At 33.9% G+C, this 14,293-nt stretch carries 10 protein-coding genes; 5 read left to right on the forward strand and 5 right to left on the reverse strand.

The genetic code is table 11. The annotated features are described in order from the left end of the window. Window positions 1–12: 12 nt before the first annotated feature. Genes ACRHOC_RS02185 through panC form a run of 3 tightly spaced genes read right to left on the reverse strand, consistent with a single transcriptional unit; the run spans window position 13 to window position 2,185 of the window. Entirely contained in the window at window positions 13–963 is a 951-nt protein-coding gene (locus tag ACRHOC_RS02185) for a lysylphosphatidylglycerol synthase transmembrane domain-containing protein (protein WP_431156869.1), read from the reverse strand. Window positions 964–969: 6 nt separating this feature from the next. Next, window positions 970–1,320 (reverse strand): aspartate 1-decarboxylase, encoded by a 351-nt coding sequence (gene panD, locus ACRHOC_RS02190; protein ID WP_431156870.1) that lies wholly within the window; start codon window positions 1,318–1,320, stop codon window positions 970–972. Window positions 1,321–1,333: 13 nt separating this feature from the next. After that, window positions 1,334–2,185 (reverse strand): pantoate--beta-alanine ligase, encoded by an 852-nt coding sequence (panC, locus tag ACRHOC_RS02195; protein WP_431156871.1) that lies wholly within the window; start codon window positions 2,183–2,185, stop codon window positions 1,334–1,336. A 109-nt stretch (window positions 2,186–2,294) separates the two neighbouring features. On the opposite strand from panC, the gene ACRHOC_RS02200 reads away from it, so the two are divergent. From ACRHOC_RS02200 to glmS, 3 genes are read left to right on the forward strand one after another with little or no spacing between them, the layout of a single operon-like run. After that, the gene (locus ACRHOC_RS02200) at window positions 2,295–3,107 is read left to right on the forward strand and encodes a glycogen/starch synthase (RefSeq protein WP_431156872.1); all 813 of its coding nucleotides are present in this window, start codon (window positions 2,295–2,297) and stop codon (window positions 3,105–3,107) included. An 8-nt stretch (window positions 3,108–3,115) separates the two neighbouring features. Beyond that, window positions 3,116–4,816, forward strand: coding sequence for a DUF4270 domain-containing protein (locus ACRHOC_RS02205; protein ID WP_431156873.1), 1,701 nt, complete (start codon window positions 3,116–3,118; stop codon window positions 4,814–4,816). A gap of 11 nt (window positions 4,817–4,827) precedes the next feature. Continuing rightward, complete coding sequence (gene glmS / locus ACRHOC_RS02210) at window positions 4,828–6,675, forward strand: glutamine--fructose-6-phosphate transaminase (isomerizing) (protein WP_431156874.1); 1,848 nt, start codon at window positions 4,828–4,830, stop codon at window positions 6,673–6,675. Between the two features lie 31 nt (window positions 6,676–6,706). On the opposite strand, the gene ACRHOC_RS02215 is transcribed toward glmS, so the two are convergent. Further along, window positions 6,707–8,098 (reverse strand): sulfotransferase domain-containing protein, encoded by a 1,392-nt coding sequence (locus ACRHOC_RS02215; protein WP_431156875.1) that lies wholly within the window; start codon window positions 8,096–8,098, stop codon window positions 6,707–6,709. Between the two features lie 154 nt (window positions 8,099–8,252). Further along, a complete protein-coding gene (locus tag ACRHOC_RS02220) occupies window positions 8,253–9,557 on the reverse strand; it encodes an arylsulfotransferase family protein (RefSeq protein ID WP_431156876.1) in 1,305 nt (434 codons plus the stop codon). A 339-nt stretch (window positions 9,558–9,896) separates the two neighbouring features. Here ACRHOC_RS02220 and ACRHOC_RS02225 point away from each other — a divergent pair, with 339 nt between their 5' ends. Beyond that, the gene (locus ACRHOC_RS02225) at window positions 9,897–12,716 is read left to right on the forward strand and encodes a TonB-dependent receptor domain-containing protein (RefSeq protein ID WP_431156877.1); all 2,820 of its coding nucleotides are present in this window, start codon (window positions 9,897–9,899) and stop codon (window positions 12,714–12,716) included. A gap of 10 nt (window positions 12,717–12,726) precedes the next feature. Then, complete coding sequence (locus tag ACRHOC_RS02230; protein ID WP_431156878.1) at window positions 12,727–14,220, forward strand: G-D-S-L family lipolytic protein; 1,494 nt, start codon at window positions 12,727–12,729, stop codon at window positions 14,218–14,220. Window positions 14,221–14,293: the final 73 nt, after the last annotated feature.

The following is a 14,293-nucleotide window of genomic DNA, read 5'->3' on the forward strand; positions in this document are numbered from 1 at the left end:
TTTCTAAATAGCTTATTTGTTCCTGTTATAAATTGGTAAATACAGGATCGAAAGTCCTCCAATGATAACAATCATAAGTGTCTGAGATGTCCACATGATCCAACCAAAAGCCCTACTAGGATCCTCCGGTAAATTAAATAATACTAATGCTATTACAATTGCTTCGGGAAAAGATCCAATACCACCATTCGTGGCTGCTATGCTAAAGCTTGCCAAGATGAAACCAATAAGAATAGGTGCCAATGAAATATTGATAAGGTCAGATATAGCGAACGTGGTAACATAAAACATTAAGAGATACATAATCCAAATAAATACGGTATGAAAAATAAAAGACCACTTATGTTTCATTTTAAAAATGGACAACGCACCTTCCACCAAACCATTTATAAACTTCTTGATTTTAATAGCAATGACAGATGAACTGCGTTTTACAAATAAATAGAATATAGCCACTAAAAAGAAGATTCCCATGCTGGCTATAATCAATATTACCGCATTAAATTTCTGAACTAAGAAGTCGTAAATGAAGTTGAATTCTAGAAAAAGTGCTACAATTATAATAAGCAGTAGCATTATAGTATCTGCGACACGTTCTGCTACAATAGTTCCAAATCCTTTTTCAAATGGGATTTTCTCATAATTAGTTATTATAGAAGCCCTAGCAATTTCGCCTGCGCGAGGTATTGTGAAATTAATTAGATATGCTGAAAAAACAGCCATAAAGCTATTTGCTAACTTAGGTTTGTAGCCTAAAGGTTCGCACATTAAAAGCCATCGATAAGCTCGCGACGTATGACTAATAACACCTAGTACTACACCTAGTATAATCCAAAAATAGTTTGCCTCCTTAAAATATTGAAGAAGTGTTGGAACAGAAATTTGAGATAGTGAGTACCATACAAAAATTGCCCCAATTAATAATGGTAATACAATTTTGAGAATGGATTTCACACTATTCAAAAATGTTTACTTTAGAAGATTCGTTTCTTCATCTGGGAATACCAAGGAAGGCTTAAAATTTTTTGCCTTTTCAATGTCCATAAAAGCATAGGTAATAAGAATCAAAATATCACCTACTGCCACCTTTCGTGCCGCTGCACCATTTAAGGTGATTTCACCTGTGTTCCTTGGCCCTGGAATACAATAAGTCTCAAGGCGTTCACCGTTATTGTTATTTACAATCTGAACTTTTTCTCCTTGTATAATATTGGCCGCCTCCATTAAATCTTCATCTATGGTAATACTACCTATATAGTTAAGGTCAGCACCTGTACATTTTACACGATGAATTTTAGATTTTACAACTTGAATTTGCATTTGGCAAAAGTAATTAATTTAATGCGATATTATCTATTAATCTTATATCACCTGCATACACAGCAATAAAGCCTCTGTATGTTTTCTTCGTAGACTTTCTCTTAATTGGCTTTAGGGTTAAAACGTCAGCAATGGTAAAATATTCAAGCTCCAATAATGGTTGCTTTTTAAACTGTTTTTCGACCCATTCCGTAACTTGTTTAGCACTTTTTGTGCCAAACATTGATTTAGCCGATTTTAAAGTTTTATAAATAAATGGTGCTATTTCCCTATGCGCTTTTGTCAGCCTCGCATTTCTAGAACTTAAAGCTAGACCATCGTCAGAGCGATATATACTACATCCAATGACTTTTACAGGAAGCTGATGCAAAGCAACCAGCTTCTTAATAATCTGAAGTTGCTGAAAATCTTTTTCTCCAAAATAGGCATTGCTGGGTTTAACAATCTCAAATAATCTTTTTACAATTGTGCCAACACCGTCAAAATGTCCTTTTCTAAAAGCACCTTCCATTTCAAATTCCAGTCCATCAAAAGAAAAGGTCTCTGCATTAATATCTTCACCATAGACATCCTCTACAGCCGGTGCATATATTATTATGGCATCAGAATTTAGACTTTTTAGTAAATCAATATCTGTTTTAAGTGTTCTTGGATACTTGGTTAAATCGTCTTGATTATCAAATTGAGTGGGATTAACAAATATAGATACCACTACAATGTCATTATTTTTAAGTGCGGTTTCAATCAGTGACAGGTGACCTTTGTGCAAAGCACCCATAGTTGGCACTAATCCTAGTTCTTTTGCTCCCTTTAAATGTTCATTGAGGTAGCCACTCAGCTCTGCTTTTTTATGGTAAACTTTCAATGTGCTTCGAAAATTTTAATGCCTGCAAACTTAATATTTTACTGGCAATCTGCACAAATTTTTGTAATTTTGCATGTTTTTTATTTTAAATACTAAAAGTAACTGATTTATGAAGGATAAACGAATATTGTATGTGTCTTCGGAAGTAGTTCCATATTTGCCAGAAACTGAAATTTCTTCAATGTCTTTTGAAGCTCCTAGAATGGTAAATAAACAAGGGGGACAAATACGAATATTTATGCCAAGATTTGGTAATATCAACGAAAGGAGACATCAGTTGCATGAAGTCATCAGGTTGTCAGGTATTAATTTAGTAATTAATGACCTAGACATGCCACTTATTATTAAAGTGGCCTCGATACCTAAGGAGCGTATTCAGGTCTATTTTATAGATAACGAAGAGTATTTTAAAAGAAAAGCAACACTTACAGATGAGGAAGGGAATTTGTTCCCAGATAATGATGAGCGTGCTATCTTTTTTGCAAAAGGAGTAATTGAAACCGTTAAAAAATTGAATTGGGCACCAGATATTATTCATGTTAATGGATGGCTGGCTTCTCTTCTACCACTTTATTTAAGAGAATTTTATAAGACTGAACCATTGTTTACTGAAAGTAAAATTGTTACTTCGGTGTACAATCAAAGTTTTGAAGGTACGTTAAATAAAGAAATGATTAATAAAGTAAAGTTCGATGGATTAGAGGATAGTGTTATTAGCCCTCTAACTGAGCCTGATTATGTCAATTTAATGAAAATTGCCATTGACAACTCAGACGCGGTGATACGCGGATCGGAAGAATTACCGGAGGAATTGAATACTTATTTAAGTAGTACTGAAAAACCAGTATTAGACTATTATTCAATTGAAGAATTCGCAGATCCTTACACTGAATTCTACACAAATACTGTTCTTAACAGTTAACATTACTTATGAAAAGAAATAAAATTGCCCTTCATTTATTTGCACTAAGTGTTATTTTCACTTTATTCATTGCTTGTGATAAAGACTTCTCTACTATCGAATCGGATGTTCTTAATCCAGACATAGCGACCGATTTTGATATTAAAAGAGATAGTTTTGAAATTACTACATGGACTAAAACTTTAGGACCATATCAATCCGATGGTCTATCCTTGAATGGTCTTGGTATATACGATGATTCTTTTGGTAGAACAACAGCAAGTTTTGTGTCGCAAGTATCAATTTCGTCCTTTGACCCTTCTTTTGGTGAAAATGTCGTGTTAGATTCAGTTGCATTATACATCCCGTTTTTTTCTAGAATTACAGATCAAGATGATGAGGGTGATCCGATATACACTCTCGATTCTGTATTTGGAGATCAGCCATTTAAACTGAGTATTTTTGAAAATAATTATTTTATCCGTGATTTTGTGCCAGATGGTGATTTTAACGAAAACGAAACATACTTCTCAAATAAAACAAGGTCTGATGGATCTCCAATTTCTGATATGTTATTAGAAGGCACTCCAATTGAATACTTAAATGAAGATGGTAGTGTTAATACAGAAAACATTGTAACTATTTCTAATGAGGCCATCATATTAACATCTCCAGATACTGATGAGGATGAAGATGAAGATCCACAGGTTGTCCAGACTTTAGCACCTGGATTGCGTTTAATGTTGAAGCCGGATTATTGGCAACAAAAAATAATTGATCAAGAAGGTGAAACTGTTTTGAGTAGTCAGAATAATTTTGCCGAATACTTTAGAGGACTATATTTTAAAGCTGAACCTGTTAATGGTGATGGTAGCTTTTTGTTATTAAGTATAGGATTTTCCACAAATAACATTACACTGCACTACACGCGCGATGTTGCAAGTGATGATAGTGATGATGATAGCGAGGATGAAGATGAAGAAACTACAGAACAAGATACTTTTCAAATTACGTTTGGCCCTAACTTTATTAATTTTTCCGAAAATGAGTTTAACCCACCGATCACTGACGGTGACGATGTTGATGGTGATAGCCGAATATTTTTGAAAGGAGGAGAAGGTTCAATCGCAAAAATTAGATTCTTTAATGGTACAGATGTTGATGACGATGAAACTACTTTAAATGCATTTGAAGCCTGGAAAAATGATTTTGTTGAAACAGATGAAAGTGGAAATTTTGTCCGTTCTAAGCGATTAGTAAATGAAGCTAATTTAGTTTTTTACGTAGATCAAGATATTGTGAATGGTGGTGAACCAAACCGACTTTATTTGTATGATATAGAGAATAAATTACCTTTAGTAGATTATTTTTTAGACGGAGTTGTAAATTCAATACCTTCGATTTCAGTATTAAACCATTTAGGTCCGTTGCAACGTGTTGATGATGAGCCTGATGGCGAAGGAATTAAATATAAGCTTGAAATTACAGAGCATATTAATAATTTGCTCTTAAGAGATTCAACTAACGTTGATTTAGGATTAGCTGTTTCTTTAAACGTTAATTTAGAAGAAACCTTCCCACAAAGGGAGATAATTTCTTCAGAAGATAATTTAACTTCTCCATTAAGTTCGTCGTTAAGCCCACGAGGTACGGTTTTACATGGTAATAATACTGAAGATGAAACCAAAAAAGTGTATTTAGAAATATATTACACTGAACCAAATAACTAAATCGATAACCTATGTGTGGAATTGTTGGATATATTGGCCATAGAGATGCCTATCCAATCGTAATTAAAGGACTTCAGCGGCTTGAGTACCGCGGATATGATAGTGCTGGTATAGCATTATATGACGGGAAAAACATTAAACTATCTAAGACAAAAGGAAAAGTTTCTGATCTAAAAAATAAATTAGAAGACGAAATTTCAGTAAACGGATCTTTAGGAATTGGTCACACCCGATGGGCTACACACGGTGTTCCAAATGACGTCAATTCTCATCCTCATTATTCAAACTCAGGTGACCTAGTAATCATTCATAATGGAATAATTGAGAATTATGATGCCTTAAAGAAAGAGCTTATAAAGCGTGGATACATTTTTAAGTCTGATACAGATACTGAAGTACTTGTAAATCTTATAGAGGATGTAAAGAAGAATGAAAATATCAAACTTGGAAAAGCAGTGCAAATTGCTTTAAACCAAGTGATTGGTGCTTATGCAATTGCAGTCTTTGATAAAAACAAGCCAAATGAGATTGTGGTTGCAAGACTTGGTAGCCCATTGGCAATAGGAATTGGTGAAGATGAATTTTTTATTGCAAGTGATGCTTCTCCATTTATTGAATATACAAAGAATGCCATTTATCTTGAAGATGAGGAAATGGCTATTATTCGTAGAAATAAAGGAGTAAAAGTTAGAAAGATTAAAGATGACGCACTTGTAGATCCTTATATGCAAGAATTACAGCTCAACCTAGAACAGATTGAAAAGGGAGGTTATGAGCATTTCATGTTAAAAGAAATATATGAACAGCCAAGTGCTATATTAGATACGTTTAGAGGACGACTTCTTACGAATGAAGCTATCATTAAAATGGCAGGTGTTGAAGACAACATGAAAAAGTTTTTGGCTGCTGACCGAATTATCATTGTAGCGTGTGGTACGTCTTGGCATGCTGGTTTGGTAGCAGAATACATCTTTGAAGATTTAGCGAGAATTCCTGTAGAGGTAGAATATGCTTCTGAATTTAGATACAGAAATCCTGTCATTACCGAAAAAGATGTGGTCATAGCTATTTCGCAATCTGGAGAAACTGCAGATACATTAGCGGCAATTAAGTTAGCCAAATCAAAAGGGGCCTTTGTTTTTGGAGTGTGTAACGTTGTAGGTTCATCAATTGCGAGAGAGACCAATGCAGGTGCCTATACACATGCAGGACCTGAAATTGGAGTTGCCTCTACAAAAGCATTTACAACTCAGATAACTGTATTGACATTAATGGCATTGCGTTTAGCTAGAGCTAAAGGAACAATAACTAGTTCAGAATTTAGACATCACCTTATTGAATTAGAAACTATTCCTAGTAAGGTGGAAGAAGCGTTGAAATCTGATGCTTATGTACAAACCATAAGTGATATCTATAAAGATGCAAAGAACTTCCTTTATTTAGGAAGAGGCTATAATTTCCCAGTTGCCTTAGAAGGGGCTTTAAAACTTAAGGAAATTTCATATATACATGCTGAAGGGTATCCAGCTGCAGAGATGAAGCATGGACCAATTGCATTAATTGACGAGCAAATGCCAGTTGTAGTTATTGCTACTAAGAAAGGGCATTACGAAAAAGTTGTGAGTAATATCCAAGAAATAAAATCTCGAAAAGGTAAAATTATTGGAATTGTAACTAAAGGTGATAAAAGCGTAAAAGAGTTGGCCGATCATGTTATTGAGGTGCCAGAGACTATAGAATGTCTTACACCACTTTTAACAACTATACCGTTACAGCTTTTATCTTATCATATTGCTGTAATGTTAAATAAAAATGTGGATCAACCAAGAAACCTAGCGAAATCTGTTACGGTAGAGTAAATAAATAATATAAGAATAAAAAAAGTGTCCTTTAAAAGGACACTTTTTTTATTCTTAATTTTTGATAAATCTCATCCGCAGATTTTAATATTTTTTCACTACAATCCGAAGTGTCTATTGTTTTGTTATTATTGAAAGGTTTAATATTAGATAAATCAAATCCCATTTTCAATTCTTGCTGCAGATACCCAAGTACTTTTTCTGGATATAATAGATAATCTTCATAATCTAATAAGATAAACTCAGAGCTATCTAACGTAAGGAGATATTTATAATAATTCAACCAAACCGAAAGCCAGTAATCCATTTTATCTCGGTCCAATTGAATATTAACAGGCTCCTCTTCACTAAAACTAAATACCTTTTGGTTAAAACCAAATTCATGATGCCCTAGCCAATCCATGTAAGTTTCTATGAAATCATCATCATGCTGAAACTCTCTAAATCGTAGGTGCTGATTTAACAAAGAATAAGCATGGTCAATTGGATTTCTAAACAAGAAAATGGCTTTAAAATCCTTATTTAAAGATCTAAGCGAAGGATATCTTAGAATTAGATTGTTATTCTTAGAAAGATATAAATGTGTGTTATCCTTCCTAATTAAGGATTGATACTCTAAATACTTCTGATATATTTCCTCACTTATCTCGTGCTTAGTTAAAATAGATTCACCAATAAAACTATCATTAAGAAAAACTTTAAAAAAATATTCTTCTAAAGCCTCAATAGTGTTTAATCCAAACATCATTTTGTCTCCATGCTTGCGTTCTTTTAAATTCGCTTCCTTAGGATTATATAATTTTTTCCAAAGATTTGGTGCTAAAAGAAAAGGCATGTTGGAATAGTCTAACGAACTAAATTTACCTGCTTTAAAAAGTTGATCCGTTAAACTCGTGGTTCCCGCACGTGCCAAACCAGTTACAATAACAAATTCAGTACTATTATTAATTCTCTCGCCTTTTTTGAATTTCTTATCAAATGAGAATAAAAGCTTCGATAAGTTATAATTATTTAAAATTAGCTTATGTAAAAGCTTAGAAGCCTCAGAATAGTTATTACTACTCTTCTTCTTTTTTAACAAGAAGGGAATTATACTTCCAATCGAAAGACTTAAAATGAACCATAAAGAACTAAAGTCTAAACTATCAAACTTTTCATCAACAACTAAGCTGTAAAGAAATAACGGCACAAGAGTTGCTAATGCAATTAAAGAAAATACAATTAAAGTTTTAAAAAGTGACTTAAGAATTCGCTTTAATGCTCCTATTAATTTTTTCTGCTTTACAACATCTTCCTCCTTTGAAAGCACTTCATTTGAGAGTGCTACAGAAGATTCAAGAAGTTCAAAGAAAACTTTTCTTGAACTCAATATTGATGCCGCCAAGGCTAATCCAGAGACACCTGCAATAAAATAATAAAGCATTATCCTTTCTTAAATAAATTTCGAAAGAACCGTTTAATCGGTATCCATAACACTACACCGAAAGAAAAGATAACTAATAATGAAATAAAAATGATGATTAGTAACGTTCCAAGTCCTAATCCAGGTCCAATATAATTAAGCATAATAGTAGATTTTAAAAATTAATATTTGTATAAATTGTTGTCCAATTTGGGAGGTAATGATATCCATCAATATCGCTTTTGAGGGTAGTTTTTAGAACAACTCCATTTTTGTTCAATACCCATAAAACCCCTTGTCCTTGTTCTTCAATAAAAAGATCCCCGTTTGGTAACAATTCATATAATCCTTCCGCGCTTGTAAAAATTTCATTCTCAATAAATTGATCTTCATACAAGGCATTGTAAGAATCAGAGTCAAAGTTATAAATTAGTACATTTGAGTGACTTATTTTTCGTTGAATAGTCCCATTACTAGGTTTAAATTCAAATTTATTAAACATAACATCCCATGAAGCCGTATTGTTATTAAACAATGCTACGGTGCTGTCAGAGACGATATCAATATCATGCTGAAATGAGAATGGTCCTTCTAAAACTTTAATAACCTTATTTGTAGATGGCCTAAATAAAATTATAGCGGAGAGATGTCTAAAGCTCAAAAATAAATCTCCTTTTTTGAAATATTCTGAATGATCATTTAAAACTGGTTGTACATCGTTTAGATGGAAAGGATCTTTCACATGATTCGCTTTATTCAAAAGTTCTTCTAGGTCATTTTCTAAAAATAAACTTGTAAGTGATTTACTATATAATGTTTTTCCCGTCTCAACATCAATACTTAGAATTACATCATCCCTGTAGTCAATTTTGGAGCCATCCACTGATAGTGTATTTGGAATAATTATTCCATCCTCGTGTTTAACACCTGGTGTCCAAATATTTCCATCATGATCAAAATTTAAACCATGATGAAAAATGAACTCATTATTAAACCATACAATTTTGGAGGTCGAATCTATCCTAACTAAACCAGGTCTTTCATCAAGACTAGCGACTATTCCTCGATTAGGTAATAATTTAGATGGCAACAATCTGTCATTTTGCCCTACCTCATAATGTTGCCCTAAAAATTCAATTGGTAAAATCCAATTCTTTATAACATCTTGATTTTTAAAGTTTTTCAATTCTATATTAAACTGAGATCCATCTCTGTATGCATAAGTCCCAAATAAATCATATGTAAGATTATTAATTTCGTTTACATCCTCTGCTCTAGTTTTTAAATAATATTCGGGAGCCTGAAAATAGTGTTTATAGGCCATTTTCATATTCGACGGTAGTTCAGAAAAGGTTTTGATAGGTCCAGTTATAGGTCCCGCTGCACGTTGACCAAGAGCCACATTACGAACAATTCCACTCCACAACATTAAAACGAAAATTCCGATAATGACTAAAGCCAATTTTCTTATGATCTTCATTCTATATACTTTAGGTTAATTTTATAATAGGCTTCAATGATAACAATAAATATATTGATGACTTAAATTAATCCATGTAACGCAATTTTATACGTTATGCTTTATAACTAAACAAAAAACAACACATTAAATTCACATCAATCATGAATTAAATCTACTCATACTAAAATATCAAAATCACCAAAAAATCATGAAAATTGTATTATTCACAATTTTTACGCATAATTTTTCATAAAATATATTATGCGCGCATAATTTTTTGCGGATTTTTTATTGTGTTTACGTATATTTATTTAAATTGCCCACTTAATACTCTAAATAAATAACTAATTCTCTAAAATGAAGACAACTCTAAAGCTTTTTGCGATGCTTTTTTGTGTGGTATGTTTCGGACAAACCACTGTAAAAGGTAAAATTATGGACAATTCTGGGTTACCCTTACCTGGAGCTAACATTGTTGTGGTAGGAACTTCTTCTGGGACATCATCGGATTTTGATGGTAATTATGTTCTCACAGTAGATCAAGAACCTCCATTTTCAATACGTGTTACGTATACCGGATTTCAAGATCAAGTAATTGAAGTTACATCAAATGATCAAACCATTGACGTTACTATGGTGGAAGGAAACGAATTAGACGAAGTTGTTATTTCGGCTTCTCGTACTCCAGAACGTATTTTTGAATCACCTGTTACTGTCGAGCGTTTTGGTCTGAAAGAAATTAAAAATACTGCATCTGTCGATTTTTATGATGGTCTTGAAAACCTTAAAGGTGTTGACATAAATACAAACAGTTTAACATTTAAATCTATTAACACTAGAGGTTTTGCAACTTTTGCAAATACCCGTTTTATGCAACTGGTTGATGGAATGGACAACTCTGCTCCGGCACTAAATTTCCCACTTGGTAATTTATTAGGGATGACAGAAACTGATGTATTAAGTGTAGAATTGTTGCCTGGTGCTGCGTCCGCTTTATATGGTGCAAATGCATTTAACGGTATTTTATTCATGCGAAGTAAAAATCCATTTGATCATCAAGGGATTAGTGGTTATGTTAAACGTGGTATAACCTCTCAAGAGGCTGCTGGTGATAATGATTACACGGACTTAGGAATCCGCATGGCTTACAAGTTCAGCGAAAAATTTGCAGTCAAAGTAAACTTTGGATATTTAAAAGGTACAGACTGGGCTGCAGTAAGTGAAGAAGATAAATTAAATCGTGGCTTAACAAGAGCAGATATTGATTATGATGGAATTAATGTTTATGGTGATGAAGTAAGTACAAACATTAATGGTGTGGCTCAAATTTTAGAAGGATTGGGATTAGCACCGGCAGGAGCATCAGGACTTATTCCATCGGTTAATGTAAGTAGAACTGGTTACAATGAAAGAGATTTAACCAATTATAATGCTGAGAGTATTAAAGCAGATTGGGGATTATATTTCCGTCCTTGGGAAAATGACTTCGAAATTCAATATGTTGGAAAAATTGGTTCAGGTAATACCATTTATCAAGGTGCCAATAGATATAACATCAAAAACTTTTTCCTACAACAGCATAAGCTTGAAATCAGAAATGACAATTTCTTTGTTAGAGGTTATGTAACTGAAGATAAAGCAGGAGATTCTTATGATATGGTCTTCACTGGAATTAATATTAACAGAGCCTGGAAAGATGATAACACATGGTTCGGTGAATATGTGTCTGGTTATATTGGCGCAACCTTAAGTGGTGCTACAGATGAACAAGCACATATTGCAGCAAGACAAGTAGCAGATACTGGTAGATACCTTCCAGGAACACCAGAATTCCAAGCTGCTTTTAATAGAAGTGTTAACGACCCTGACTTATCAACTGGATCTAAATTCCAGGACAATTCTAAAATTTATCACGGAGATTGGAATTACAATTTTGGTGATTTAGTAAATTTTGCAGAAATCCAAGTTGGTGGTTCTGTTAGAAGATATAGCCTAAATTCTTTTGGAACAATTTATACCGATGTTGATGGACCTATTAATTATGATGAGTTTGGTTTATATACACAATTACAAAAGTCTTTAGAACTTTCTGAAAGTGTCGAATTAAAGTTAACAGGTTCATTACGTTATGACAAAAACGAACTGTTTGATGGTTTCTTTTCTCCAAGAATATCTGCTGGTTTCACAGTTAATGAAAACCACAATATTAGAGCTTCTTTCCAAACAGGTTTTAGAAACCCAACAACACAAGATTTATATATAGGTCTTAATGTAGGTAGAGCTATACTTGTTGGTGGTGCTCCAGACAACCCAGAAAGAGATGTTAGAAACTATAATGTTAATGATGGCTCATTAAGTCCATTTGGAGCAACAATTTTAGGACAACAATCAGTAGATATTAATGCTTCAGGTGCTTATAATAATTCATTCTTTGCAAATTCTGTACTTAATGGTTTTGCCAATTCTGGTAACCCAGCAGATTTAGAGATTGCGAATTCAAACTTAGCGCAACCAGAACAGGTTAGTTCATATGAACTAGGATATAGAGGTAAGTTTGATAATATTATTGTTGATGCATCTGCTTACTATAATAGATATCAAGATTTCTTAGCTAATGAAACAGTAGTTTCTCCATTTTATGGTGATGTCCAATTGACTCAAACACTTCCTAACGGAGTACCTTTAGCGGTTGCAGCTATTGCAAATGGAGATTTTGAGGCTTACCAAACATATACAAATGCTGATGAGGATGTAAACTCATACGGTGCTGCGATTCAAGTTTCTACTAAGGTATTAGATGGATTTGACTTAAGTGCTAATTATACATATGCTAGATTAGATTTTGATACAGAAGCAAATCCTGATTTCAGAACAAATTTTAACACACCTGAGCATAAAGTAAAATTATCTTTTGGTAAAACTGAGCTCTTTAAGAATTTTGGTTTTAATACCTCTTGGAGATGGAGTGATAACTTCTTCTGGGAGGCTTCATTTGGTGATGGAGAGGTGCCAGCTTACAGTGTATTAGACGCACAAATAAACTACAGAATTCCTAGTCTTAAGACCACTTTAAAAGTTGGTGCAACAAACTTATTACAAGATGAGTACTTCACGGCCTTTGGAACAGGTTTCATTGGTTCAATGTATTACGCTTCTCTCACAATAAATAATCTATAAAAAATTGACGATGAAAAAATTAAAATATATAGCATTATCATTTCTTGCTCTGAGTATATTTTCGTGCGAGAATGAGACATTAGACGATTTAAGAAACAGAGGTAATACCGATTCTGAACCTCTACCTGAATTAACTGCTGGTACAGCTGATTTTTCAAATTATGTGTCTATAGGGCCATCTTTTACTGCTGGTTTTAGTGACGGAAGTGTTTTTCTTGCCGCGCAACAAAATTCGTTTCCTAAAATTTTATCAGACAAGTTTGCAAATGCCGGCGGAGGAACCTTTACGCAACCATTGGTAAGTGACAATTTTGGTGGTCTTGCAGCGGGTGGAGTAAGAATTTCAAACCCTAGATTGGTTTTTGGTGGTGCTGGACCTGTTCCATTAGAGTCTGTTATTGGACCTGTTACAGTTGGAACAGACATCGTTACTAATAACCCAATTGGGCCATTTAATAATTTAGGTATTCCAGGTGCGAAAAGTTTCCACTTTATCGCTCCAGGATATGGGAATATTGCTAATTTACCAAATGCAAACCCTTACGCAGTTAGAGTTACTGGTAATGCGCCAAATGCAACTATTTTGGAATTGGCAACTGCACAAAGCCCGAGCTTTTTTACGGCTGATTTAATTGGTGGTAATGATGTTTTAGGTTATGCAACGCAAGGTGGTGACGCAAATATTGATCAAATTACTGATCCAATGACATTTGAAGCGGCCTTTAATGCCATAATTGGTGGCATGACAGCCAATGGAGCTAAAGGCGCTGTAACAAACATTCCGTATGTGACCAGTTTACCTTATTTCACAGCAGTTGGTCATGATGTTGTACCATTGGACCAAGCTACAGCAGACTTAGTAAATGGTGGATTTGCTCCTTATAATGGCGGATTATTATTTGCACAAAGTAACGGGTTATTAGATGCAGAAGAAGTAGCACAAAGAACAATTAATTTTACAGCATCAAGTAATAATGCTGTAGTAATTGAAGATGAAAATTTAACCGACTTATCTGCGTTTGGGATACCAAGTTATAGACAAGCTACAGCAGACGATTTAGTTGTTTTACCGGCTGCAAGTGTTATTGGTACAACTGTAGGCGGAAATCCTACATTAATTAATGGCGTGTCAGTTCCTTTAGCAGACCGATGGATATTAACACCAGAAGAACAAGCAGAAATTGCTACAGCTGTTGATGCATATAATGCAACTATCTCTTCCGTTGCAAGCTCTAATGGTTTGGCCTTTGTTGATGTAAATGCTATTCTAGAAGAAGCTGCAAGTACAGGTGTAGTGTTTGATGATTTCATTCATACAGCAGATTTAGTTTTCGGCGGTCTTGTTAGTCTTGATGGTATACATCTTACTTCCAGAGGTTATGCGTATATGGCTAATGCATTTCTGCTGGCTATCGATGATACTTATGGTTCTAATTTTGTCGCTTCAGGCAACTTAGCCCGAGCTGAAGATTTTGTAACTAATTATTCGCCTCTTTTACAATAAAGAAGCTTAAATAAAATATTCAAAAACACGCTTTTGTAAAGCGTGTTTTTTTTATTTAAAATGGGCTGGTTTT

It is taken from the genome of Winogradskyella poriferorum (genome assembly GCF_050618035.1).
GTDB classification, from domain to species: Bacteria; Bacteroidota; Bacteroidia; order Flavobacteriales; family Flavobacteriaceae; genus Winogradskyella; species Winogradskyella poriferorum_A.

Bases quoted from the DNA above. Each gene is read 5' to 3' on its own strand.
- panD (WP_431156870.1), bottom strand. From the start codon at position 1,320: ATGCAAATTCAAGTTGTAAAATCTAAAATTCATCGTGTAAAATGTACA.
- ACRHOC_RS02200 (WP_431156872.1), top strand. From the start codon at position 2,295: ATGAAGGATAAACGAATATTGTATGTGTCTTCGGAAGTAGTTCCATAT.
- ACRHOC_RS02205 (WP_431156873.1), top strand. From the start codon at position 3,116: ATGAAAAGAAATAAAATTGCCCTTCATTTATTTGCACTAAGTGTTATT.
- glmS (WP_431156874.1), top strand. From the start codon at position 4,828: ATGTGTGGAATTGTTGGATATATTGGCCATAGAGATGCCTATCCAATC.
- ACRHOC_RS02215 (WP_431156875.1), bottom strand. From the start codon at position 8,098: ATGCTTTATTATTTTATTGCAGGTGTCTCTGGATTAGCCTTGGCGGCA.
- ACRHOC_RS02220 (WP_431156876.1), bottom strand. From the start codon at position 9,557: ATGAAGATCATAAGAAAATTGGCTTTAGTCATTATCGGAATTTTCGTT.
- ACRHOC_RS02225 (WP_431156877.1), top strand. From the start codon at position 9,897: ATGAAGACAACTCTAAAGCTTTTTGCGATGCTTTTTTGTGTGGTATGT.
- ACRHOC_RS02230 (WP_431156878.1), top strand. From the start codon at position 12,727: ATGAAAAAATTAAAATATATAGCATTATCATTTCTTGCTCTGAGTATA.